The 21,494-nt window shown below is 51.5% G+C and carries 21 protein-coding genes and 2 tRNA genes; 4 read left to right on the top strand and 19 right to left on the bottom strand.

Annotated elements, in window-relative coordinates; translation table 11 throughout:
• Window positions 1-5: 5 nt before the first annotated feature.
• The gene (locus tag C8R30_RS01675; RefSeq protein ID WP_107789383.1) at window positions 6-1,163 is read right to left on the bottom strand and encodes a patatin-like phospholipase family protein; all 1,158 of its coding nucleotides are present in this window, start codon (window positions 1,161-1,163) and stop codon (window positions 6-8) included.
• Window positions 1,156-1,413 carry a hypothetical protein gene (locus C8R30_RS01670; RefSeq protein WP_420812378.1) on the bottom strand — a complete coding sequence of 86 codons (258 nt, stop codon included), beginning with the start codon at window positions 1,411-1,413 and terminating at the stop codon, window positions 1,156-1,158. Before C8R30_RS01670 ends, C8R30_RS01675 begins: the two co-directional genes overlap by 8 nt.
• Window positions 1,414-1,574: 161 nt before the next feature.
• On the opposite strand from C8R30_RS01670, the gene pip reads away from it, so the two are divergent.
• Window positions 1,575-2,537 carry a prolyl aminopeptidase gene (pip, locus tag C8R30_RS01665; RefSeq protein WP_107789382.1) on the top strand — a complete coding sequence of 321 codons (963 nt, stop codon included), beginning with the start codon at window positions 1,575-1,577 and terminating at the stop codon, window positions 2,535-2,537.
• A 13-nt stretch (window positions 2,538-2,550) separates the two neighbouring features.
• On the opposite strand, the gene bioD is transcribed toward pip, so the two are convergent.
• The 5 genes from bioD to bioB are packed head-to-tail and all read right to left on the bottom strand — an operon-like array spanning window position 2,551 to window position 7,089.
• A complete protein-coding gene (bioD, locus tag C8R30_RS01660; protein WP_107789381.1) occupies window positions 2,551-3,216 on the bottom strand; it encodes a dethiobiotin synthase in 666 nt (221 codons plus the stop codon).
• 39 nt (window positions 3,217-3,255) lie between these two features.
• On the bottom strand, window positions 3,256-4,137 hold the full coding sequence (gene bioC / locus C8R30_RS01655; protein WP_090665685.1) for a malonyl-ACP O-methyltransferase BioC: 882 nt from the start codon (window positions 4,135-4,137) through the stop codon (window positions 3,256-3,258).
• Window positions 4,127-4,885 carry a pimeloyl-ACP methyl ester esterase BioH gene (bioH, locus tag C8R30_RS01650; RefSeq protein WP_107789380.1) on the bottom strand — a complete coding sequence of 253 codons (759 nt, stop codon included), beginning with the start codon at window positions 4,883-4,885 and terminating at the stop codon, window positions 4,127-4,129. Before bioH ends, bioC begins: the two co-directional genes overlap by 11 nt.
• Before the next feature lie 12 nt (window positions 4,886-4,897).
• Complete coding sequence (gene bioF / locus C8R30_RS01645) at window positions 4,898-6,064, bottom strand: 8-amino-7-oxononanoate synthase (RefSeq protein ID WP_107789379.1); 1,167 nt, start codon at window positions 6,062-6,064, stop codon at window positions 4,898-4,900.
• Between the two features lie 5 nt (window positions 6,065-6,069).
• A complete protein-coding gene (gene bioB / locus C8R30_RS01640) occupies window positions 6,070-7,089 on the bottom strand; it encodes a biotin synthase BioB (protein WP_107789378.1) in 1,020 nt (339 codons plus the stop codon).
• Window positions 7,090-7,239: 150 nt separating this feature from the next.
• Here bioB and C8R30_RS01635 point away from each other — a divergent pair, with 150 nt between their 5' ends.
• Window positions 7,240-7,905 carry a ComF family protein gene (locus C8R30_RS01635; RefSeq protein ID WP_258191907.1) on the top strand — a complete coding sequence of 222 codons (666 nt, stop codon included), beginning with the start codon at window positions 7,240-7,242 and terminating at the stop codon, window positions 7,903-7,905.
• 9 nt (window positions 7,906-7,914) lie between these two features.
• Complete coding sequence (gene trmL / locus C8R30_RS01630; protein WP_090665695.1) at window positions 7,915-8,385, top strand: tRNA (uridine(34)/cytosine(34)/5-carboxymethylaminomethyluridine(34)-2'-O)-methyltransferase TrmL; 471 nt, start codon at window positions 7,915-7,917, stop codon at window positions 8,383-8,385.
• Between the two features lie 33 nt (window positions 8,386-8,418).
• Here the strand turns inward: trmL and C8R30_RS01625 are convergent, their stop codons facing one another.
• The 5 genes from C8R30_RS01625 to C8R30_RS01605 are packed head-to-tail and all read right to left on the bottom strand — an operon-like array spanning window position 8,419 to window position 13,407.
• Window positions 8,419-10,557 (bottom strand): type IV pilus secretin PilQ, encoded by a 2,139-nt coding sequence (locus tag C8R30_RS01625; protein WP_107789376.1) that lies wholly within the window; start codon window positions 10,555-10,557, stop codon window positions 8,419-8,421.
• On the bottom strand, window positions 10,554-11,084 hold the full coding sequence (locus tag C8R30_RS01620) for a pilus assembly protein PilP (RefSeq protein WP_090665700.1): 531 nt from the start codon (window positions 11,082-11,084) through the stop codon (window positions 10,554-10,556). The genes C8R30_RS01625 and C8R30_RS01620 overlap by 4 nt, the downstream gene beginning before the upstream one ends.
• A complete protein-coding gene (locus C8R30_RS01615; protein ID WP_107789375.1) occupies window positions 11,081-11,707 on the bottom strand; it encodes a type IV pilus inner membrane component PilO in 627 nt (208 codons plus the stop codon). Before C8R30_RS01615 ends, C8R30_RS01620 begins: the two co-directional genes overlap by 4 nt.
• 18 nt (window positions 11,708-11,725) lie before the next feature.
• Window positions 11,726-12,313: a PilN domain-containing protein gene (locus C8R30_RS01610; protein WP_107789374.1), complete on the bottom strand. Its 588-nt coding sequence runs from the start codon at window positions 12,311-12,313 to the stop codon at window positions 11,726-11,728.
• On the bottom strand, window positions 12,310-13,407 hold the full coding sequence (locus C8R30_RS01605; RefSeq protein WP_090665706.1) for a pilus assembly protein PilM: 1,098 nt from the start codon (window positions 13,405-13,407) through the stop codon (window positions 12,310-12,312). The genes C8R30_RS01610 and C8R30_RS01605 overlap by 4 nt, the downstream gene beginning before the upstream one ends.
• Before the next feature lie 245 nt (window positions 13,408-13,652).
• On the opposite strand from C8R30_RS01605, the gene C8R30_RS01600 reads away from it, so the two are divergent.
• A complete protein-coding gene (locus tag C8R30_RS01600; protein ID WP_107783247.1) occupies window positions 13,653-15,968 on the top strand; it encodes a penicillin-binding protein 1A in 2,316 nt (771 codons plus the stop codon).
• 48 nt (window positions 15,969-16,016) lie between these two features.
• Here C8R30_RS01600 and hemB read toward each other — a convergent pair whose 3' ends face one another.
• The 7 genes from hemB to gltX all read right to left on the bottom strand — a co-directional run bounded on the left by hemB (window position 16,017) and on the right by gltX (window position 21,311).
• On the bottom strand, window positions 16,017-17,024 hold the full coding sequence (gene hemB / locus C8R30_RS01595; RefSeq protein WP_107789400.1) for a porphobilinogen synthase: 1,008 nt from the start codon (window positions 17,022-17,024) through the stop codon (window positions 16,017-16,019).
• 178 nt (window positions 17,025-17,202) lie between these two features.
• Complete coding sequence (gene yihA, locus C8R30_RS01590) at window positions 17,203-17,829, bottom strand: ribosome biogenesis GTP-binding protein YihA/YsxC (protein ID WP_107783173.1); 627 nt, start codon at window positions 17,827-17,829, stop codon at window positions 17,203-17,205.
• Between the two features lie 10 nt (window positions 17,830-17,839).
• On the bottom strand, window positions 17,840-18,595 hold the full coding sequence (locus C8R30_RS01585; RefSeq protein WP_107789373.1) for a type III pantothenate kinase: 756 nt from the start codon (window positions 18,593-18,595) through the stop codon (window positions 17,840-17,842).
• An 11-nt stretch (window positions 18,596-18,606) separates the two neighbouring features.
• Window positions 18,607-19,596, bottom strand: a complete 990-nt coding sequence (locus C8R30_RS01580) for a biotin--[acetyl-CoA-carboxylase] ligase (protein WP_090665712.1) — start codon at window positions 19,594-19,596, stop codon at window positions 18,607-18,609.
• An 86-nt stretch (window positions 19,597-19,682) separates the two neighbouring features.
• Window positions 19,683-19,758, bottom strand: a tRNA-Glu gene (locus C8R30_RS01575).
• 29 nt (window positions 19,759-19,787) lie between these two features.
• Window positions 19,788-19,863 (bottom strand) — tRNA-Ala (locus C8R30_RS01570).
• Between the two features lie 53 nt (window positions 19,864-19,916).
• Entirely contained in the window at window positions 19,917-21,311 is a 1,395-nt protein-coding gene (gene gltX, locus C8R30_RS01565; RefSeq protein WP_107783171.1) for a glutamate--tRNA ligase, read from the bottom strand.
• Window positions 21,312-21,494: the final 183 nt, after the last annotated feature.

The following is a 21,494-nucleotide window of genomic DNA, read 5'->3' as shown; positions in this document are numbered from 1 at the left end:
ATTGTTTAGGAGGGAGTTATGAAATCAAGGATTTCTTTTTGTTGTTGCAAGGTATCACGATAACCTAGATCGATAAGCGCGCGGCAATAAGAGGCTTCAAACAACACATAGCTGAGCAATCTCGACCCGCTGGGTGCCAACCCGCCGACCGCGCGATAAAGATAGCGCATGGTTCGCGGCAGGGATTGCGCATGCTCGCGCGCGATTTCATTGATGCTTTCGCTCGGCGAAATCACCATGGATTTAATCGGGCGCAGTGAAATGCTGCCTTCTTTTCTCGCCTCGGGTGGAATAAGCGACAACGTTTCATTGATGCGTTGCAAGCGCTCCAGATCGACTTCCAAGCTATCGACAAAAATACTGCTCATCATATGGCCGGCAATTTGTGCGACGGGAGGGTAACTTGTGACCTTGACGCGCTCAACGGGGGTGTCCCTTCGTTTGTTGACGCCGATCACCAGGATACGGTCCGCCCCGAGATGTAGAGCGGGGCTCAGTGGCGCAAGCTGCCGCATGGAGCCGTCGCCAAAATACTCGCGGTTAAGGCGAACGGCCGGAAAAATCAAAGGTATGGCCGAAGAGGCCAGCAAATGCTGAATACCGATACGCGCCGCCACACCGACTCGCATCACGCGGCTCCAAGGCAGGATACTTTTATCACCTTGGTAGAAAGTGACCGATTGCCCTGATGTATAGCCCCAGACCGTGACGCCCAGTGCGCGGAGCGCGCCCATCCGAATACTTCTTTGAATACCGCGGAAGGGCAATCGGCAACCCAGCAATTGTCTTAACGGATAATTATCCAGTAAAGCGAAAGGCGTTTTGGCCAACTCGCTCGACAAGAGCGAGCCGATACAGCGGAAGGTGTTGCGGGTCACGCCCAGGAAATCAGCGCGGTGAACCTGATCGACATGCAAATTGCTCCATACCGCTTCCAGTTGCTGGACGCCCGTCGCATAATGGATAGCCGACATGGCGAGCCCAGCCGCATTGATGGCGCCCGCAGAAGTGCCGCAAATGATTGGAAAGGGACAATGCGTATGCGGTGGCAACATTTCTGCAATTGCCCGTAAAACCCCTACCTGATAAGCAGCACGGGCGCCCCCGCCCGTCAAGACCAGCCCTAGCCTGGAGAATGGCGTTATATGATTCGGTTCATTCACTGTGGGTCGACTTCTTCCTTACCTTTTCAAGTGCATCGCTGAGTGTTTCTTCTGTCAATTCATTCAAGCTCGCCGATAACTCACTGGCACATTCACGTGCATTCTGCGGCAGTGTTTTACTATCGATCTTGGCAACAAGCTGTGCTGCGGCACCGGCTATTTTCAGCAGGCTTTGACGCTCGGTCATCAGCATTTCAATTTCCGCGCGCAGCATCGAAATTTCGCGCTCTTTTAAATGGGTATGCATCATAATCGTTTCCTCCGGCTAGGTATACTGTATCAATCAAGGCTGTACTCTAACAAGTCCGCTCCTTGGGCAAATTGCAAAGATCGCGTTCAATTGTTCTGCTTTTCCAGTTTCGCCGCATCCATTAAACTGGCAAATCAATCGCACCCAAACAATAGGATGATATGAACCGCACTGAACTTTATCCCGCAATTGAACCGACTCATCACGGCATGCTCCCGCTCGATGCACGGCATACCCTTTATTGGGAGCAATCGGGTAATGCAAACGGCATTCCGGTGCTGTTTCTGCATGGCGGCCCGGGCGCTGGATCAACGCCTAATCACCGCCGCTTCTTCGATCCTGCCTACTACCGTATCGTCATTTACGATCAGCGTGGCGCAGGCCGTTCCACCCCATTGGGCGAGATACAAGACAATACCACGCCACACCTGATTCAGGATATCGAAACATTAAGACAGCATCTCGGTATCGAACAATGGCTCATATTTGGCGGTTCCTGGGGCAGCACCTTGGCCCTGGCCTACGGCGAGGCTCACCCGTCCCGTTGTCTCGGCTTTGTTCTGCGAGGAATTTTCCTGTGCCGTAACAGCGAGATCGACTGGTTTCTCTACGGATTGCGTCACTTCTTTCCCGAGGCGTGGCATGACTTCGTCGCGCCCCTTTCCGCCTCTGAACGAAACGATATTTTATCGGCATACTATCGCCGTCTGATGGATCCCGATCCTGCCGTCCATATGCCAGCGGCCCGTGCCTGGGGACGATACGAGGGGAGCTGCTCGACGTTACTGCCCAGCCCGGAAACAGTCGAATATTTTACAGGCGATACGGTAGCGCTAGGACTGGCGCGCATGGAAGCGCATTATTTCGTGCACGGTATCTTCCTGCCGGAGAATGCCTTGCTGGATAACATTCACACGCTGCACGACCACCCGGCCATCATCGTGCAGGGCCGGTACGACGCTGTTTGCCCGATCGTCAGTGCGGATGATTTGCATCGGGCATGGCCCCGGGCTGAATATACCGTTATCGAAGACGCTGGCCACTCGGCATGGGAACCCGGTATTCGCGCCGCCCTCGTACAGGCGACCGAAAAATTCAAAGTAGTGCTCGGTGCGGCACGCTAACGATCAATCCTAGTTAACCGAGCAAGCGCGTATCGAGCTGCGTGGCAAACGCTTTTGCATCGGGTTGTTCACGGAATGGCAGCACGCCCAGCAGCGGGCCAGCGAGCCGCTGCTGCAGCGTATCAATGTTTTCTGCAAGGCTCGCCATAGCGGGATCGATCTGGTTGGCGACCCAGCCCGCCAACGGCAATCCGCTTGACTGGATAGCCTGTGCCGTCAGCAAGGCGTGATTGAGGCACCCCAAGCGCAGGCCGACCACCAGCACCACGGGCAGGCCCAGTGCGCACGCCAGATCGCGGGTATCGTACCGGTCGCCGAGTGGCACCAGGAATCCCCCGGCACCTTCGACGATCACCCTGTCGGCTGTTTTCTGCAACGCGTAAAAAGCTTGCTGAATGACGGCGAGATCGATCGTGACACCCGCTTGCTTCGCTGCAATATGGGGCGCAATCGGTGGCACCAGCGCATAGGGATTGATCCACTCGCGCGCTGCCGAGACGGTACTCGCGGCGATCAACTGCTCGACGTCTAGCCATTTACCCGCTTCGCATCCGGCCGCGACCGGTTTCATGCCGATTGCCGTTTTGCCAGCCAGGGCGAACGCATGCAGCAAGGCACAGCTCACTAAGGTTTTCCCTACGCCCGTGTCCGTTCCGGTTACGAAGTACCCTGCAGGCATCGCGATCCGCTCATCGATCTGCAGCCAGTGCTGCTTGCATCATTCCAACCCAAGTTTGCGCCGCGTCTCGGGTTTGAGCGCCGCTTGCCGTGGCTCGGGTTTCCAGGCATGACCGTAAACCACCTCGAACGTCGCGGGCAACTTCCCGGCATGACGGAATGTTTCATATTGCGCTATGACCTGTTGCCATACGCCCTTGCCGGTCAGTCCCTGATGTCTGCCTGCAGTCACATTGTGCGCACCGATGGCCTTGAGATCGCGCAGCACCCCCATGACATCATCGTAAGTGAGCGTGATGTATTCCATATCCATCACGGGTGTGGCAAAGCCGCTATGCACCAACAGATCGCCGATATCGTGCATATCCGTAAAGCGGTTGACATGACTAAATTTGTCCGCTGCTTTGAATGCCTGCTTCAATTCTTTCAAGGTATCCGGTCCGAACGTACTGAACATCAACAACCCCCCGCTTTTCAGCACACGGCGCGACTCCGCGAAAGTCTGCTTGAGGTCGTTGCACCATTGAATGGTCAAGTTTGACCAGATCATGTCTATACAGGCTTCCCGCAAGGGCAATTGCTCGGCGTCTCCGCCCACATAGTGCGTCACGGCGCGCTTTGGCAGCGGTAGCCATTGCTGCCAGCGAGGTAGCGGAGGACGTGCCTGGAGATGCATGGCATGCGCGATATCCACTGCCACCACTTGGCTGCGCGGATAGCGTTCGTGTAACTTGCGGCTGCCATAGCCGGTACCGCTGCCCATGTCCAGCACCCGCTCCGGCGTATACTTGATGTAATCGAGGCGCGACAGCATGCGTTCGCATACTTCGCGCTGCAGAACAGCAGACTGGTCATAGCGCGTTGCTGCACGCTCAAACGCTTGGCGGAGCTGGCGCTTATCTAGAATATGGTCATAAATCATATAGATTCGCTATAAACTGATCCGGATAAGTTAAGAAGGGGGCGTGGCCGCAATGCGGGAAACCGATAAAACGGGCATCAGGCAACTGCCGCTGCATCCATCTGGCCGCATCGACGTGGGTGATGACATCGTTTTCACCATGCAGCAGCACTACCGGTTGCGCCACTGCGGTCAATACTGTGCGCAGATCGTTGGTCAATAATAGCTGCAACCCCGCTCTGAGGGCTTGCTCATCGGGCTGCGCATGCTGGAAAAAATAGCTGCGCAATTGCGCAAGCACATGGGTCATGTCATGGCTGCCGTTGACTTGCAAGGTAAAGAATCGATTCAGCGTTTGCGCATAATGGCGTTCCAGGTTCTCCTTGAAAAGCTGGAGCGTCAGCGCCTCCATTCCCCATGGCCAATCGTCCCGCTTGACGAAGCAGGGCGTGGTCGCAACCAGTACAAGCTTGCTCACCTGTTGCGGCACGGACAAAGCGAGTTGGATCGCGATCTGCCCACCTAGCGACCAACCGCATACGATACTGTCCCGGGGCAAGATCTGTGCAATGCTGTCAGTGATTTCTTCAAAAGAATACGATGCCCAAGCGGGACTCTGCCCGTGCCCAGGCAAATCGACCAGATGCAGACGGTAACGTGCAGCCAGCAGGTCGCGCACACCATTCCAAATGCCGCTGTGCATGGCCCAGCCATGGATCATCACCAGATCAGGGCCCGCTCCCATCCTTTCCACGTGCAGACGGTTCATATCACACGCACGCTAAACGTTACCCGCCACAGCGTGTAGCGCTTCGATCAACCGATCGACGTCTTCCTTGCTATGGGCGGCCGATAACGAAATACGCAGCCTCGCTTGCCCCTTAGGTACGGTGGGTGGCCTGATTGCCGGCACGAGTATGCCTTGCTCACGCAACGCTGCGCTTAAACGAACTGCTTCCTCACTCTGCCCGACTCGCAGCGGCTGAATCGGTGTTGCCGATGGCAGCAGCGGCCAGCGGCACGATTGCAGCCCCCGGCTCAGGCGCAGCCGATGCGCCGTCAATATTTCCCGCCGCCAGACTTCTCGTTCGATCAATGACAGACTGGTCAATAAGGTGTGCGCCAATAAGGGCGGCGTCGCCGTCGTGTAGCCATAGCTATGCGCAAACTGGATGAGCGCCGCGATCACCTCGGGTTGCGCTGCCACGAAAGCACCGAACACGCCCGCGGCTTTGCCCAGCGTAGCCATATAAATAAGACGCGGCGATTGCAGATCGAATCCGTCGACAGCATGCAGAATCCCTTGCCCCTGTTTGCCGAGCACACCGAAACCATGCGCATCATCGAGCAATAGCCAGGCATCATAGCGTTCACAAAGCGCCAAGAGCTCGGCAACGGGCGCAATATCGCCATCCATGCTGAACACGGCATCGGTTGCCACCAGCTTGCGGCTAGCCTTTGTGTCTGCCAGACACCGTTCCAGCCGTGCGAGCTCGAGATGGGGATAACGCGTGAAAGTCGCACGCGAAAGCACGATGGCGTCATTCAACGAAGCATGATTGAGTTTGTCCGCAAAGACGGCATCGCCCCTGCCGACCAAAGCCGTGATCACTGCCATGTTGGCCATGTATCCGGTGGAAAACAGCAACGCCTGCGGCAAGCCGACAAATTGCGCCAATGCATGTTCGAGCGCGTGATGGGCCGAGGAATGCCCCGTGATCAAATGTGAAGCACCCGAACCCACGCCATAGGTTCGTGCACCGTGACAGGCCGCTTCGATCAACGCCGAGTGGTTGGCGAGACCGAGATAGTCATTGCTGCAGAAAGCGAGGTAGCGTTTGCCGTCAATCGTGACATCCGTCGCTTGAGGGCCTTCGAGCGTCAACCGCTTGCGGTAAAGCCCTTTGTTCTCATGCGCGCTCAGTCGAGCGGAGAGATCTGTCGCCATAGGCTTTATAAGGCGTTTAACCCCAGTTTTTCAAACAGCGCTTTGTCGCTGTCGGTTTCCGGATTACCCGTCGTCAACAACTTATCTCCATAAAAGATCGAATTGGCCCCTGCTAGAAAACACAGCGCTTGCACCGCTTCGGACATTTCCCGTCTACCGGCTGACAATCTGACCATCGCCTTGGGCATGGTGATGCGCGCAGCTGCAATGGTCCGCACAAACTCGAAGGGATCGAGCGCTTCCGTGCCATAAAGGGGCGTGCCTTCGACTTGCACAAGATAATTGATCGGTACCGATTCGGGATAAGGATCCATGTTTGCCAGCTGCGCGATCAGACCGGCGCGTGCCAGCCGGGATTCTCCCATTCCCACAATGCCGCCGCAGCAGACATGGATACCGGCCTTGCGGACTTGCTCGAGCGTATCGAGGCGATCCTGGTAATCCCGCGTGGTGATGATTTCACCATAGAATTCGGGTGCAGTATCCAGGTTGTGGTTGTAATAATCCAATCCAGCCTGTTTGAGTTGCTCGGCTTGGCCTGGTTTCAGCATTCCCAACGTCGCGCAGGTTTCCAACCCCAGCGCTTTCACGGCTTCGATGATTTCGGTCATGCGGTCGATATCCCGTTGCTTGGGCCCGCGCCAGGCCGCGCCCATGCAGAAACGCGTCGCACCTTCGGCTTTGGCTGCCAGCGCCGCCTCGACCACGGTATCGGATGAAAGCATATCCTGGTTCTCGACACCGGTATGATAGCGTGCGGCTTGTGGGCAATAGCCGCAGTCTTCGGGGCAGCCGCCTGTTTTGACAGATATCAGGGTAGATAACTGAATGGTGTTCGCATCATGATATTGCCGGTGAACAGTCTGTGCCTGGTGTATCAAATCGTTAAAGGACATATCCAGTAGCGACTGGACTTGCGTAATCTGCCACGTAGACCTCTCATGGGCATGGCCGCACTGGGCGCCAAGTGCCGCCGTTCTGTCAATGGAAGTGGATTTTGCCGGTTTCGTGCTAGATTCAATCATAATTTGCAGTCAGATGACCTTATTCTCTCTATAATTGCGTGCCCGGCATCATCAAGGATCGAGCTTTAATTGTCAAATTTTCTTTCATCATTTTTAAACAAGCGATTAAATTTTAAGCATCTGTTCCGGCCAAGGCACTGCACACTTTGCTTGGCCGCTTGCGAGGGTAATTTATGTGACGCGTGCCAGGACAGCCTGCCGCATTGGATAACGGATCATTGCCCTGGATGCTTACTGCCCTCGAAGGACTCGCGCCTGTGTGGCGCGTGCCTGACAGCGCTTCCTGCATGGGATCGCGCATTCGCTGCCTTGCAGTATGCTTTCCCGGTCGACGCACTGATTCACAGGTTGAAATATCGGGGTGACCTATCCTTGACGCCCATTTTAGCCGATCTGCTGCTCCCCAAACTGCTTGCCTTTCCCCTGCCCGATTGCATCATTCCGGTGCCGTTGCACACGAACAAGCTGAAAGAAAGGGGATTTAATCAGACTGCGGAAATTGGCCGTCAGCTCTCCAGACGTATGGGTATTCCTTTGCTGCCCCAAGTATGTGTTCGCAACAAGGACACGCCCTCTCAAACGACACTGCCTTGGAAAAAACGGCACAGCAACGTGCGCCATGCTTTTACCTGCACCACTTGCCTCGAGCGTCAACATGTTGCCCTTCTGGACGATGTCATGACCAGCGGCGCAACCTTGCATGAACTGGCAAAAACAATACGCCAGCAAGGGGCCAGCGAAATCAGCATCTGGGTCATTGCCCGAGCACCTTCCCCTGCCTTGCACGGCGTCGCTGCCCATCCACCGCTTTCATGAATCCATCCTATGCTGGCCGTCATTCTCTATCAACCTGAGATTCCGCCCAATACCGGCAATATCATCCGGCTCTGCGCCAATACCGGCGCAACGCTGCATCTGGTCAAGCCACTGGGTTTTCAGCTGAACGACAAGCAGTTGTTACGCGCCGGACTGGATTACCATGAATTTGCCCATCTCGCATTACATACCAACTGGGAGGAATGTCGCCACAGCCTGACTGATCGTCGTCTTTTCGCTGTAACGACCAAAGGGAAACGACGCTATGATCAAGTCAGTTATTCCCCGCACGATGCTTTTCTGTTTGGCTCGGAAAGCCGCGGATTGCCAAAGGAAGTACTGGAACGTTTTCCGGATGACCATCGCTTATCCATTCCGATGTTGCCAGGACGCCGCAGCCTGAATCTGGCCAATGCGGTATCCATCGTGGTCTATGAAGCTTGGCGGCAACTCGGGTTCAGCGTGAAGGAAGAAACCTGATCAGGGCGTGTTACCGCAATCGATCAAGCACCGTTATTGCATCACGCTCAAATTGTCATTCAAGATACGCGGGGTCACAAAAATCAGCAATTCCCGTTTGTCATCTCGGCGAGCGCTATTCTTGAAAACATTACCGAGAATAGGTACATCGCCCAGAAAGGGGATTTTGTTGGTCGTTTGCCGCTCCGTACGTTCGAAAATCCCGCCGATCACGACAGTACCCCCATTTTCCACCAATACTTCCGTAGTGATTTGCTTGGTATCGATTGCCGGTCCGGCAGGGGTATCCGTACCGCGCGTATCTTGATTAACTTGCAGCCTCATAATGATATTGTCATCAGGGGTGATTTGGGGTGTTACTTTGAGCGCCAGTACCGCCTTTTTGAATTGAATCTGCGGTCTACCCAATTGGCTGACAATCTGGAACGGAATTTCTGTTCCTTGTTCGATGGTTGCCTCCACCCGGTTGGCGGTGACCAGTCGCGGGCTGGCGATGATTCTGCCTTTGCTATCCGTCTCCAGTGCGGATAGTTCCAAATTGATCAATGAACCATTGTTGATTTTGATCAGACTCAGTCCCAGCGCCGCTGGCCCGCCAGCCGCACCTGCAACGGCTGCCGCCGGCAAATTCACGTTGAGATTTTGGCCACCGCCAGGCGGCGCGCCTGCAGCCAAGGCGCTGGAACTGTCGAGATTGCCGGAAATACCAAGGTTCCGGCCCCCGATCCGACTTGCATTCTGCACGCCGAACCGTGCACCCAGGTTACGGCTGAAAGAATCTGTCGCTTCGACAATGCGTGCTTCGATCATCACCTGCCGTACGGAGGTATCGAGCCCCGCAAGAAACTTGGCGACCTCGGCAAGCCTGGCCGGGACATCCGTTACCGTGAGGGTATTGCTGATATCGTCGATCTCTACGGTTCCGCGTTGGCTTAAAATACCCTTGAGCGGGATCGAACTTGCCGTTCGATAATTCAATTTGAATGTCTCGGTTTGCAACGGCTCCAATTCGGTTATCTGCTGGCGCGATTCCAGATCGAGCTTCTCGCGGGCAGTCAGCTCTTCCCGCGGCGCGACAAAAATAACATTGCCTACTCTGCGCTTATCGAGCTCTTGCGACTGCAATACGATATCCAATGCCTGATCCCAGGGCACATCTTTCAGACGCAAAGTGAGATAACCTTTCACGGAATCACTCGCAATGATGTTCAGATTGGTGAAATCAGCGAGCACTTGTAATATCGCGCGTACTTCCACGTTCTGAAAATTGAGCGTAAGCTTCTCACCGGTATAGCCCCCGGTAATCAATTTTTTGTGTACGGGAACATCTCCGTTTTCGGCAACCGGTTTAACGTCCAATACGAATTTGGTACCTGCTTGAAATGAAGTATGCTCCCAGCGCCCTTTAGGCTCGACCACCATCTGCACATTGTGCTCTTTTATCGAAGTCTCGATGATTTGTACCGGTGTGGCAAAATCCACCACATCCAGACGTCGTTCTAAATTTGGCGGCAAATAGGTTTTGAGGAATTCGACGACAATACGATTACCCTGCTGGCGAACGTCGATTCCCGCACCCGGCATCGAGAGATCGACCTCGATGCGGCCTTCTCCATTCGGCCCACGCTTGAAGTCGATATCTTGCAAACTCAACAATTGCCTTTCCTGCCTATCGGCCAGAGGGCTGCTGACGGGAGGAGGCGCTGCAGGGCTTGCTTCGGCATAACCCATTCCAGTCAGCACGATGAGCAAATGGTCTCCGTTCACCCGGGTCTCATAGGTCATCGGTTTTGACAGGTTCATTACCATGCGGGTGCGATGATCGGTTTGCGCAAAGTGAATACTTCGCAAATCTTCTTCGCCCACTTCATGTATGTTTTTGCCTAGCGCATTCACTGTGTTGGCAAAATCGAAAAAAATCCTATCGGGCTGAGTGAGCGTGATGCCCGCGGGTGGCGCCGCAAGCGGCTGATCCAGCGCTACTTTCACAATAATTTGTCTGTTTCGTTGACGGGTTACATCGATTTCATTGATGCTATTCCGGTCTAGCAATGTTTCCTGCATAAATCTGTCTGTGGCAAAAACCGGCCACTGGCAAAATAGCAACAACATCACCCATTGCGCCGCCCATCCCCAGCCTAGAAAAAACTTGCTTGCTATCGATCGTTTCATATTTTCTGCTCCTGGGTTTGCAACATCAGCGTGCTGAAACGCTCGGTCCATTCATGGGCACTGTCCTGGACGATCTCTTTCAATTTGATTTCCGTGTCGGAAATACCGGTAATCAACCCGTAATTCTGGCCCAAATAATTGCCAATTTTGACCCGGTGCACCGTATTGTCAGCGGTTCGGATCAACGCAAAAATATGTTTGTCTCGCTGCAGTGTGCCTACCATCGTCAGATTTTCCAGCGGAAATTGTTCCAGCAATTCTTTAGGTCGTTTTAGATCGGGCTGGAGCATATTGCGGCTTTCCTTGACTTGGTTTTTACGGGGGCTGAAAGGATCCGGAATATCGAAGGCTTGATAAGTAAATTGGATGAACGATTTAATTTCCGGAAGCGGATCAACCTTACCTTGTAAGCCCTCACCCGATTTGTTTACAAATTCTTCAAGATCACTGTAGGTGCCTTCACTGCATGCAGAAACGATGAATAACAACGCACACAGCAACAATGAAAAGCGGAGCTGCTTGATCATTTGTTCTCCCCGTTATTCTGGCTACTCTGCTGCAGGAGTTCGTCCTCGTCGAGATAGCGAAATGTTTTCGCGGTGGCATTCAACACCAGATGTTGCTCTTTACCAGGCGCGATATCGATATCGTTGAGTGTGACGATGCGGGGCATGCGGGATATATCGCTGGCAAAAGCGCCGATGTCATGGTAGCTGCCTGTTACCCGGACGGTCACGGGTAGCTCGGCATAAAACTCCTTGATCGTTTCATGAGCAGCAGGCTTGAAAAGTTCGAATTGCAACCCTCTGCCCAGGCCCGCCCGATTGATCTCCACCAACAAGGTATCGAGCTCCGATTTGTTCGGCAATTGCTTGAGCATCACGCTGAGCGAGCGCTCAATTTCTTGTAACTGCTGCCGCAGGCTATCCAAATTGACGGCACTTCTCTTTTTGATCAGATAAGTTTCTTTAAGGGTTGTTTCCTCGTTCTCTGCGTTTTCCAAGATTTCCCATTGCCCTTGCCAAATGAGCAAGTAGCCGATAACGATGATGACGGTCAGCAAAATGGCCAATGTCCCCGCCTTGATCGGGGCCGGCCAACTACCTGGGTCATTGGGATCAAGCAATCGCAGCTCTTCCAATAAATTCATTGCAATCAACCTCTTCAGCTAATTATAACTATTCGATGATATAAGCTCATTCGCCTGCTTATCCGAAGGCTCCACCAGCCTCACCTTCAGGTCAAATTCGTTCAAACGCGCATTGTTGACGGTCACTGCCTTAATTTCGATCAATAAGGGCGATTCAAACCTGGACGATGCATCGAGATTTCGCATGAGCGTCGACACCCAAGCATTTGATTGCGCGTAACCGGATAGGTGAATGTGCTGATCGGTCTGTTTGATGCTCTTGAGATAAACACCGTCCGGCATCAACCTGGCAACCTGATCCAATATATGCACGACATGGGTCCGATTGGCTTGGAGTGTTTCTATGATCTCTTTGCGCGCCAGCATTTCATCAATTTGCTGCTTGATTTGTTTAATTTCTTCAATCTGTTTGTCAAGGATGGCAATCTGCCCCTGCAAATAGCGGTTACGCTCATTCTGGTATTCGATTTTGCCGGAGATCATTTCATCTCCACCCCAGACAATCGCCGCCCCCAGAAGGCATGTGATCCCAGCCAGTACGGCAAACTGTTGTTGTTTTGCTTTGCGTTTGATTTCGCGGTGAGGTAGCAAATTGATGCGTATCATGATGGATCGAAGCTCCGCATTGCAAGCCCACAAGCAATCATCAGCGAGGGCGCATCCGCTTTTAATTGCCGCGGGGCGATACGATTGGACAATTCCATGCTGGTAAATGGATTGACAATTTTAGTAATCGCATGGGCGCGCTCGGCCACGATTTCGTCCAAGCCAGGGATCGGTGCACAGCCGCCCGAAAGAAAAATATAGTTAACTTGGGTATAAGCGGTCGAAGTATAAAAAAAATGCAGCGCGCGGGTAATCTCCAACACAAGCGCCTCACAGAAAGGCTGGAGTACTTCGGTCGCGTAGCTATCGGGCAAATTCCCCTTGAGCTTTGCTGTCTCCGCTTCCTCATAGGACAAGTTGAAGTGGCGCTGAATCTCCTGGGTTAACTGGATACCGCCAAACGGTTGATCACGGGAATAAATGGACTCGCCATTGTGGAGCACATTCAAATGCGTTACGTTCGCACCGATATCGATTAGTGCAATGACTTGATCCTTGCCCCCGTCGGGTAACTGACGTTCAATCAACTCGAATGCTGCTTGCGCGGCGAAATGCTCGACGTCCATGATTTCAGTTTTTAGCCCCGCAATCAGAGCGGCTGCAACCCGATCTTCCACTTTGTCTTTGCGTGACGCGGCAATCATCACTTCGACTTCGTCTGGATGTTCAGGTACAGGTCGCACCACCTGAAAATCCAGATTGACCTCATCCAATGCAAAAGGAATATATTGATTGGCTTCGGTTTCAACTTGAAAAACCAGATCATCTTCACGTTGACCCGCCGGTACGTTAATCCGCTTGGTAAATACAGCCGCAGCAGGAAGTGCAAGCGCGATATGCTTGACCCTCGTCCCCATGCGCTGCCAGGCGCGCCGGATGCCCTCTCCGACAACTTCCAGGTTACTGATGCTGCCATCCAGGATGGCTTCTTTGGAAATCGGCTCTATGACATAGCGCTCCAGACACAACAAGCCTTTATTTTTATTCACCATGGCAAGCTCGACCATTTTTATGGAGGATGAGCTGATATCCACACCCAAGAGGCGGGATGATCGCGTGGGGAAAAAATTAAAATCAAAACGTTTATTCAACATTGCTTTATGGGAAACGATACCTTAAAGTTGAACGGTTTCATCACCAGGATAAAGAACTCACCTATATAACGATATTCTTCATTGCAACCTTTACAGGTTCTGGACTTATTTTTTTACGTATCACTGAACTAAGTCACATTCTGACAAATTCTCAAGCAGCTTGATTTGTATAAAAACAGTAGATATACCCTCTATAATGAGAGATTGAATTTAATTTTTTATCTCACCTACTTAATTTGCTTCTCATGATATTTCGTTGGCTGACCTACCCTTTTCTAGCAGTGCTGGCAATCAGTTCGATCGGTATTTTGCTCATCGTTTTCGCTGCACTTGTCATCATTCCCACCCTGCCTTCCCTGGAAGTGCTGACAGATTACCGGCCCAAGATCCCGCTACGGATATATAGCGCGGAGGGATTGCTGATCGGTGAATTCGGAGAAGAACGCAGGGATTTTGTTAGAATCGACGAAACCCCCACTTTTCTCAAGCAAGCCATCCTCGCTGCTGAGGACGATCGCTTTTACCAACATGGTGGCGTCGATTACATTGGGGTATTACGGGCGGCCTACTCCAATTTTGTGGGGGGCGGCGCCTTGCAAGGCGCAAGTACCATAACGATGCAAGTCGCGCGTAATTTTTTCCTGACCAAGGAAAAAACCTTGACCAGGAAATTCAGCGAGGCCCTGCTTGCATTCAAGATTGAGCACAGTTTGAGCAAAGATAAAATCCTGGAGCTCTACATTAATCAAATATACCTCGGCCAAAGAAGCTACGGCTTTTCAGCCGCGGCTCAGACCTACTTCGGTAAGCCACTGAACGCTATCAATTTAGCCGAAGCTGCCATGCTCGCAGGGCTGCCCAAGGCTCCCTCGCGGTTCAACCCCGTCGTTAATCCGAAACGTGCAAAAATACGTCAGCGTTATGTTTTAAGGCGAATGCACGAGCTCGGTATGATTACCAGCGAAGCATTTGCCATGGCCGAGAAGCAGCCGGTGGCTATTCATCGTCAAACACGAAACTATGCAATGCCTGCCGATTACCTGGTCGAAATGGCACGCCAGGTTATTTACCAACGTTTTGGCGACGAAGCGTATACACGAGGGTTAAAAGTCTATACGACGGTCAGCAAACCCGATCAAGAAGCCGCTTACCATGCACTGCGCAAAGGTGTGCTGGACTACGATCATCGTTATGGCTACCGCGGCCCCGAGGCATTTATCACGCTCCCTGTCAACGATGATGACCTCAAAAAAAATCTGGAAGAAGCACTGCAACCATTTCATGATAGCGACGATATTCAAGTTGCAGTCGTGTTGTCAGCTAATGCGAATGCTGTCGACGCATTCCATAAGGATGGGGAAGTTGTTCGAATTTCAGGAGAGGGACTTACATTTGCCAAAAAATTTCTCGCCAACGATCCTAAATTGGGTGACAAACGCATCCGCCCGGGTGCCGTTATTCGAATCCAGAAAAATGAAAAAAATTTGTGGCGAATCGTTCAGCTTCCACAAGTTGAAGCAGCGCTCGTATCGATCGACCCAAATGACGGGAGGGTTCGGGCGTTGATTGGAGGATTCGATTTCAACCACAATCAATTTAACCATGTCACGCAAGCATGGCGGCAGCCTGGTTCCAGTTTCAAACCCTTCATTTATTCCGCTTCGTTAGAGAAAGGATTTACGCCTGCCACGATCATCAATGATGCGCCTTTATTTTTCGATGCGGCACAAACAGGCAGCAAATCCTGGGAACCAAAGAATTTCGATGGCAAGTTTAGCGGCCCGATCCGCATGCGCGTTGCGCTGGCGCAATCTAAAAACCTGGCATCCATACGTATTCTCCAGGCCATTGGCATTCGCTACGCACAAGATTACATTACTCGCTTTGGCTTTGACAGCAATCGCCATCCTCCTTTCCTCCCCATGGCACTAGGCGCTGGTTCAGCCACGCCGATGCAGATGGCTGTCGGCTACGCCACTTTCGCCAATAGCGGTTTCCGTGTTTATCCTTATTTCATAGCCAGAATTGAAGACGATCAAGGAAGAATTCTCGAGCAGGCTCAACCTCATGTTGCTGGAATAAATGCCAAGCAAGTCATCGATCCCCGCAATGCATTTCTAATGACGAGCATGATGCAGGATGTCATTCAGCGAGGAACCGCCACTTCGGCAAAACGATTGGGACGGAACGATATTGCCGGAAAAACGGGGACAACCAGTAATTTCATTGATGCATGGTTTTGCGGTTATCAAAAAGATATCGTTACGGTTGCATGGGTAGGTTATGACGAACCCAAGCCATTGGGCAGAAACGAAACAGGCGGACGGGTTGCGCTTCCTATTTGGATAAGCTATATGGAAAAAGCACTAAAAGATATCCCTGTTGCAACCTATCCTCCGCCGAAAGGTATCATAACCGCCCGGATCAACCCAGAAACAGGCCTCAGAGAGCAGGGAGGCGCGATAAATGAATACTTTTTTCATGAGCAGCTCCCTCCCGAAGCTGAGTTACCTACTGAAGAATTCGATGCAATCGAAGAGCTATGGGATCGATTGTTCTGAGAGGCCATGAAAACGAAGTTTCTCTGCCTCTCAGGCACTTTTAGCGTATTACAAATTCTTTCTTAGCCAGCTTGCGACATCCATGGCGAAATAAGTCAATATGGCATCGGCCCCTGCGCGTTTGCATGACAGCAGGGATTCGATGACACACGCCTCTTCATCCAGCCAACCGTTCATCGCCGCCGCCTTGAGCATGGCATATTCACCGCTGACTTGATAAACGAACGTTGGCGCGCCAAATTTTTCCTTTATCCTGCGGACGATATCGAGATAAGGCAGACCCGGTTTTATCATGATCATATCCGCACCTTCCTGCAAATCCAGGCCCGCTTCCCATAATGCTTCATCCGAATTGGCGGGGTCCATCTGGTAAGTATACTTGTTGCCAGCAAGTAAATTCGCAGCTGAGCCGACCGCGTCACGAAATGGCCCGTAAAAGCTGGAAGCGTATTTGGCTGAATAAGCCAGGATGCGGGTATGAATAAATTGGTTGCTGTCTAGCGCCGCGCGTATCGCAGCTATCCGCCCGTCCATCATATCCGAGGGTGCGACGATATCTGCACCCGCTCGAGCGTGCACTACCGCCTGTTGTTCCAAAACCCTGACCGTTTCATCATTCATCACATACCCACTGGCATCGATCAATCCATCTTGACCGTGGCTGGTGTAGGGATCAAGCGCGATGTCGGTAATCACGCCTAATTCCGGAAAATTTTTCTTCAACTGGCTAACCACTTGGGGTACCAAGCCGTCAGGATTGAGCGCCTCATCAGCAGTCAGATTCTTTAGTGAAGCGTCAATCACTGGGAAAATAGCAATTGCTGGAATCCCCAGTCGCAAGCACTTTTCTGCTTGTGGCAAGAGCAGGTCGATACTTAATCGTGTAACTCCCGGCATCGAGGCCACTTTTTCTTTGCGCTTTTTCCCATCGAGAACGAATACAGGATAGATCAAATCATCGGCACGCAAATGATTTTCTCGTACCAAGCTGCGGGAAAATATGTCACGACGCAAGCGTCGCATTCTTTTTTGTGGAAAGTGACTCATAAATGACATGATCAACTCATATAAAATAAAAAATAACATTCATAGGGAACTTACCAGGAAATTGTCTTTCATATGGTTAGGCGATGCGTTATTGATCGTCTCTCGCCTTCCCTCCCTGAGGCGAGGCCTTTGGTATAAGGCGATTCCCCCCCGGTTTTTCCCCTTTAACCGGGGTTTTTTTTTGCCTTTAATTTGTGATTGTCTCGTTGTTTCCTTTATGACTCGCCTCGAACCAACTCGTCAGGCGGTCAGTTGCTTCATCAACGCCGCTTACCAGCAGACTGGAAAAAAGCTGCACCGAACATTGGGGATAATGCTCATTCAAAAAATGCTTCACTTCTTTCAGGGTTTGCATCGCCCGGGCACGACTCAGTTTATCCGATTTAGTTAATAGAATATGGATCGGTTTTTGGGTTAAGGAGAACCATTCTAGCATCTGCAAATCAAGCTGCGTCAATGGATGGCGAATGTCCATAATCAGAACCATGCCATATAAGGCGGCGCGTGTCTGCAAATAAGTACTGAGTAATTGTTCCCAATGCTGACGAATCGCGTGGGGAACCTTGGCGTAGCCATAACCAGGCAAGTCAACCAGAAAATGGCCATTAGCAAGTTGAAAAAAATTAATATGCTGGGTGCGGCCGGGTGTTTTGCTCACGTAAGCAAGACGGCTACGTCTCGTGAGCGTATTGATGGCACTCGATTTCCCAGCATTCGAGCGGCCTGCAAAAGCCACTTCGACTCCCGTAGCAGGCGGAAGATCTTTCAAATGATTGACCGTCGTATAGAAATGAATATTCTGGAATAAAGACATGCGCTTGTTCTTATGATGAAGCGATAGGGGTGGTTTCTTGAGCAATGACCCTTAACCCTTCAAGCACTAAATAATCGATCATTATAGTCGGTATTTTAATATGCGGGCGCAACAAAGCAGCGCCTCCTCCACTAATAACACATTCCAGTGGCCTATCGTGACCCAGGCGGGCTAGCAGGAGCGCATGCATCCGTTCGATAGCGCCGGTCAAAGCATGGATGATTCCACTGTGGATAGCATTGTGTGTGGTATTGGGAAATGCCTGGAAACAGCCCTCTGCCGATGTTAATAGCGCTGTCTGCTGAGTTAGCGACTGTTTCATTGACGCAAAACCCGGCAAAATGATTCCGCCATAAAATTCCCCATGATCCGAAAGGACGTCCACGGTCATGGCAGTCCCGACATTGATGACGAGACAGCCTTGCCGCTTCATGTTCCAGGCTGCAATCAAGGCAGCCCAACGATCGCAGCCCAGCCGCGCAGGCTCCATGTATTGATTTACCACACCGCACTGACGGGGAGTAGCCGTCACCCAATGGGGAATAATCTTCCAGACAGACAGCACGTCACGCAAAGCCGATTCTGCAGAAGGCCCCGCCACATTGGAGACAACAATGGATGAAGGTGTCGGTAATAACCGCCAAACAGCGCTCAACGATTCTCGCTGGGTTTGCGCAATACGCCCTTGTTTGTACCAGTCATGCCCATCATGTACCCCCCATTTGATGGTAGTATTCCCTGAATCGATGACAAGCAAATAGGGCATGAACACGCTTCTCAGCTTACTCGGCGCAAGCTGATCTCCCCGCCATTGAAACTTTGTTCACCCTTTACTGTGCTGACCACTAGCGAGCCATCTGCCGCCACGCCCCGCACAACACCCTGTTCCACGGTACCATCAGGCAAATACAATTCAATCCGTTTATCTTCAAAAGCATGGCATCGTACCCACTCATCTCTAAAATAGTGAAACCCTTGCTGATCAAATATCCTCAGTGTTTCAGCCAACGCTGTCAACAGCGCGGCAAATAGCCGATTCCGATCTGGAAACGTATGAATAATAGCCTCGATATCGGCCGTTTCTTGGTCTATCCTGTTCCTGAGGTAGGCAGGCAGTCGCAGGTTAATTCCAACGCCGATGACCGCGGTTGCCGGCCCGAGCATATCGCCCTGTAGCTCAATCAACACCCCTCCCAATTTTTTAAAATTAAACAGAAGATCGTTAGGCCATTTCAGCGTTACCTCGTTGATCCCGACTGACGCCAATGCCCGAACGATTGCCACGCCAACCGCCAAACTCAAGCCAGAAAGCGCATTCACACCTCGCTGAAATTGCCATGCCATGGAAAAAGTCAGGCTATCTCCTAAGCCGGTATGCCACTGCCGTCCACGGCGACCTCGTCCACCCGTTTGCAATTCAGCAGCCACTACGTGGATAAGTTCATTATGGCTCGCAAGATTTCTCGCTATGCCATCGAGCATCAGTGTATTAGTCGATTGCGTTATATCCAAAATCTGGATGCGAAAGTAATCTGCTTCTTGCGCAAGATGAGCTCGAATCTTCTCGCGATCGAGCCACTGCACAGGATTAACCCAGCGATAGCCACGCCCTTGGATCTTATGAATGATCAAGCCAAATTGGTCCAGATTTTGCAGTGCATTTGAGATACTTGCTCGTGACACGCCTAGAATTTGAGAAAGTGTCGTGCCGGAATGAAATTCGCCATCACTTAAATGTCTCAAAATAGCAAATGTCAGCGCTTTCACATTCCGTTCTGGTAAAAAGAGGGAAGAAACCTTTTAGGTAATCTGGCTAGTAGCCAATCCGATAATAACCTGGTCGTTTTAGCATTTGGCGTCCCCAAGGGGATTCGAACCCCTGTACTCACCGTGAAAGGGTGATGTCCTAGGCCTCTAGACGATGGGGACTACAGAAAATAATAAATATCGAGAGAAACTGGTGGAGATAAGCGGGATCGAACCGCTGACCTCTTGCATGCCATGCAAGCGCTCTCCCAGCTGAGCTATACCCCCGACTGAAGGAGAGTGGATTATACTGGCGCACCTTACCGTTGTAAAGCCAAAGATCAATCCTGAAACTGGTTAATTTGCTGCTTCATGCGTGCGAGTACCTCATTCTTGCCCAGTAATGCCAATATTGCATCAATCGAGGGTGTCTGCGCTTCACCGGTCACAGCGACGCGTAAAGGCATGGCAATTTTGGGCAGCTTCACATTGAATGCGGTTGCCGTATTCTTGATGGCCTCATGTATGGATTCGCGATTCCAAACTTCGAGCGCATCCAATTTATCGATTAATGCAAGCAAGAGGGGTTTTGCTTCTTGATTGAAAAATTGCGCCTTGAGTTCATGAGACGGTTCAAGCGGACGAAAAAAATAGACAGCCGCATCGGCAAGCTCACTCACGGTACTCACTCTTTCTTTGAGCAATTGAATCACCTGCAACAGATAATCCTCATCACGCATCGGACAATTATCTTTTTCAAGAAACGGTTTGACCAGTTGGGCGAGATGCAAGTCATTCTCATTTTTAAGGTAATGCTGATTGAGCCAGCGCAATTTTTCCGGATTGAATTTTGCAGGAGAGCGATTGATTGCTGTCAGATCAAACCATTCAACCAATTGATCGACGCTGAATATTTCTTCATCGCCATGCGACCAACCCAGCCGCGCCAGGTAATTGACAAAGGCCTTAGGCAAGTAACCTTCTTCGCGATAATGGAGCACGGAGACTGCACCATGCCGCTTGGAAAGTCTTTCGCCATCCGCACCCAATATCATCGGCACATGCGCATACTGAGGGACGGGCGCGCCTAGCGCTTTCAGAATATTTATCTGACGGGGTGTATTGTTGACATGATCATCACCACGAATGACATGGCTGATATTCATATCGAGATCATCCACGACCACGCCAAAATTGTATGTAGGCGTACCATCACTCCTGATCAATACCAGATCATCCAGTTCATTGTTAGCGACCGTGATCTTGCCTTTGATGAGGTCCTCGAACACGACATGACCATCGGAAGGGTTTTTTAGACGTATCACTGGCTTAACCCCAGCGGGCGGTGTTTGCTTAGAATCACGCCAACGTCCGTCATATCTCGGTTTCAATCCGGCGGCACGTTGCTGCTCTCGTAGCAGATCCAACTCCTCTTTACTCGCATAGCAACGGTAGGCCAAACCTTCTTGCAGCAAACGCTCAGCAATTTCATGATAGCGCGCTATTCGCTGCATCTGATAATAGGGGCCTTCATCATAATCCAGCCCCAGCCACGCCATACCATCCAGTATCGCTTGTACCGATTGCTGGGTGGAACGATCGAGATCGGTATCTTCAATCCTTAAAACAAATTGGCCACCATGTTTGCGAGCATATGCCCATGAAAAAAGGGCAGTCCGCGCCCCTCCAATATGTAGATAACCAGTGGGGCTCGGAGCAAATCGTGTACGTATCATTATGACAATGTTGTGAGTTGTGTTAATGAGGAGCTAATAGCGATCACTCCATAAAATTTCAGTGATATCTCCGCTTGACGGTTCAGCTTGATCAGCAGAGAAAAAGTATTCTTCGTTTATTCTTCATTTATTTGGTAACACATGCCACCCTTCTTATTCTTTTATTTAACCTCATACAATTTG

The organism is Nitrosomonas nitrosa, from assembly GCF_003051105.1.
GTDB lineage: Bacteria > Pseudomonadota > Gammaproteobacteria > Burkholderiales > Nitrosomonadaceae > Nitrosomonas > Nitrosomonas nitrosa.
Note: the sequence above shows the minus strand (reverse complement) of the source record. Positions and strands in the feature narration are given on the sequence as shown.

Excerpts from the sequence above, each read along its gene's own strand:
- C8R30_RS01670 (WP_420812378.1), bottom strand. The coding sequence starts at position 1,413 with ATGATGCATACCCATTTAAAAGAGCGCGAAATTTCGATGCTGCGCGCG.
- pip (WP_107789382.1), top strand. The coding sequence starts at position 1,575 with ATGAACCGCACTGAACTTTATCCCGCAATTGAACCGACTCATCACGGC.
- bioD (WP_107789381.1), bottom strand. The coding sequence starts at position 3,216 with ATGCCTGCAGGGTACTTCGTAACCGGAACGGACACGGGCGTAGGGAAA.
- bioC (WP_090665685.1), bottom strand. The coding sequence starts at position 4,137 with ATGATTTATGACCATATTCTAGATAAGCGCCAGCTCCGCCAAGCGTTT.
- bioH (WP_107789380.1), bottom strand. The coding sequence starts at position 4,885 with ATGAACCGTCTGCACGTGGAAAGGATGGGAGCGGGCCCTGATCTGGTG.
- bioF (WP_107789379.1), bottom strand. The coding sequence starts at position 6,064 with ATGGCGACAGATCTCTCCGCTCGACTGAGCGCGCATGAGAACAAAGGG.
- bioB (WP_107789378.1), bottom strand. The coding sequence starts at position 7,089 with ATGATTGAATCTAGCACGAAACCGGCAAAATCCACTTCCATTGACAGA.
- trmL (WP_090665695.1), top strand. The coding sequence starts at position 7,915 with ATGCTGGCCGTCATTCTCTATCAACCTGAGATTCCGCCCAATACCGGC.
- C8R30_RS01625 (WP_107789376.1), bottom strand. The coding sequence starts at position 10,557 with ATGAAACGATCGATAGCAAGCAAGTTTTTTCTAGGCTGGGGATGGGCG.
- C8R30_RS01620 (WP_090665700.1), bottom strand. The coding sequence starts at position 11,084 with ATGATCAAGCAGCTCCGCTTTTCATTGTTGCTGTGTGCGTTGTTATTC.
- C8R30_RS01615 (WP_107789375.1), bottom strand. The coding sequence starts at position 11,707 with ATGAATTTATTGGAAGAGCTGCGATTGCTTGATCCCAATGACCCAGGT.
- C8R30_RS01610 (WP_107789374.1), bottom strand. The coding sequence starts at position 12,313 with ATGATACGCATCAATTTGCTACCTCACCGCGAAATCAAACGCAAAGCA.
- C8R30_RS01605 (WP_090665706.1), bottom strand. The coding sequence starts at position 13,407 with ATGTTGAATAAACGTTTTGATTTTAATTTTTTCCCCACGCGATCATCC.
- C8R30_RS01600 (WP_107783247.1), top strand. The coding sequence starts at position 13,653 with ATGATATTTCGTTGGCTGACCTACCCTTTTCTAGCAGTGCTGGCAATC.
- hemB (WP_107789400.1), bottom strand. The coding sequence starts at position 17,024 with ATGTCATTTATGAGTCACTTTCCACAAAAAAGAATGCGACGCTTGCGT.
- yihA (WP_107783173.1), bottom strand. The coding sequence starts at position 17,829 with ATGTCTTTATTCCAGAATATTCATTTCTATACGACGGTCAATCATTTG.
- C8R30_RS01585 (WP_107789373.1), bottom strand. The coding sequence starts at position 18,595 with ATGCCCTATTTGCTTGTCATCGATTCAGGGAATACTACCATCAAATGG.
- gltX (WP_107783171.1), bottom strand. The coding sequence starts at position 21,311 with ATGATACGTACACGATTTGCTCCGAGCCCCACTGGTTATCTACATATT.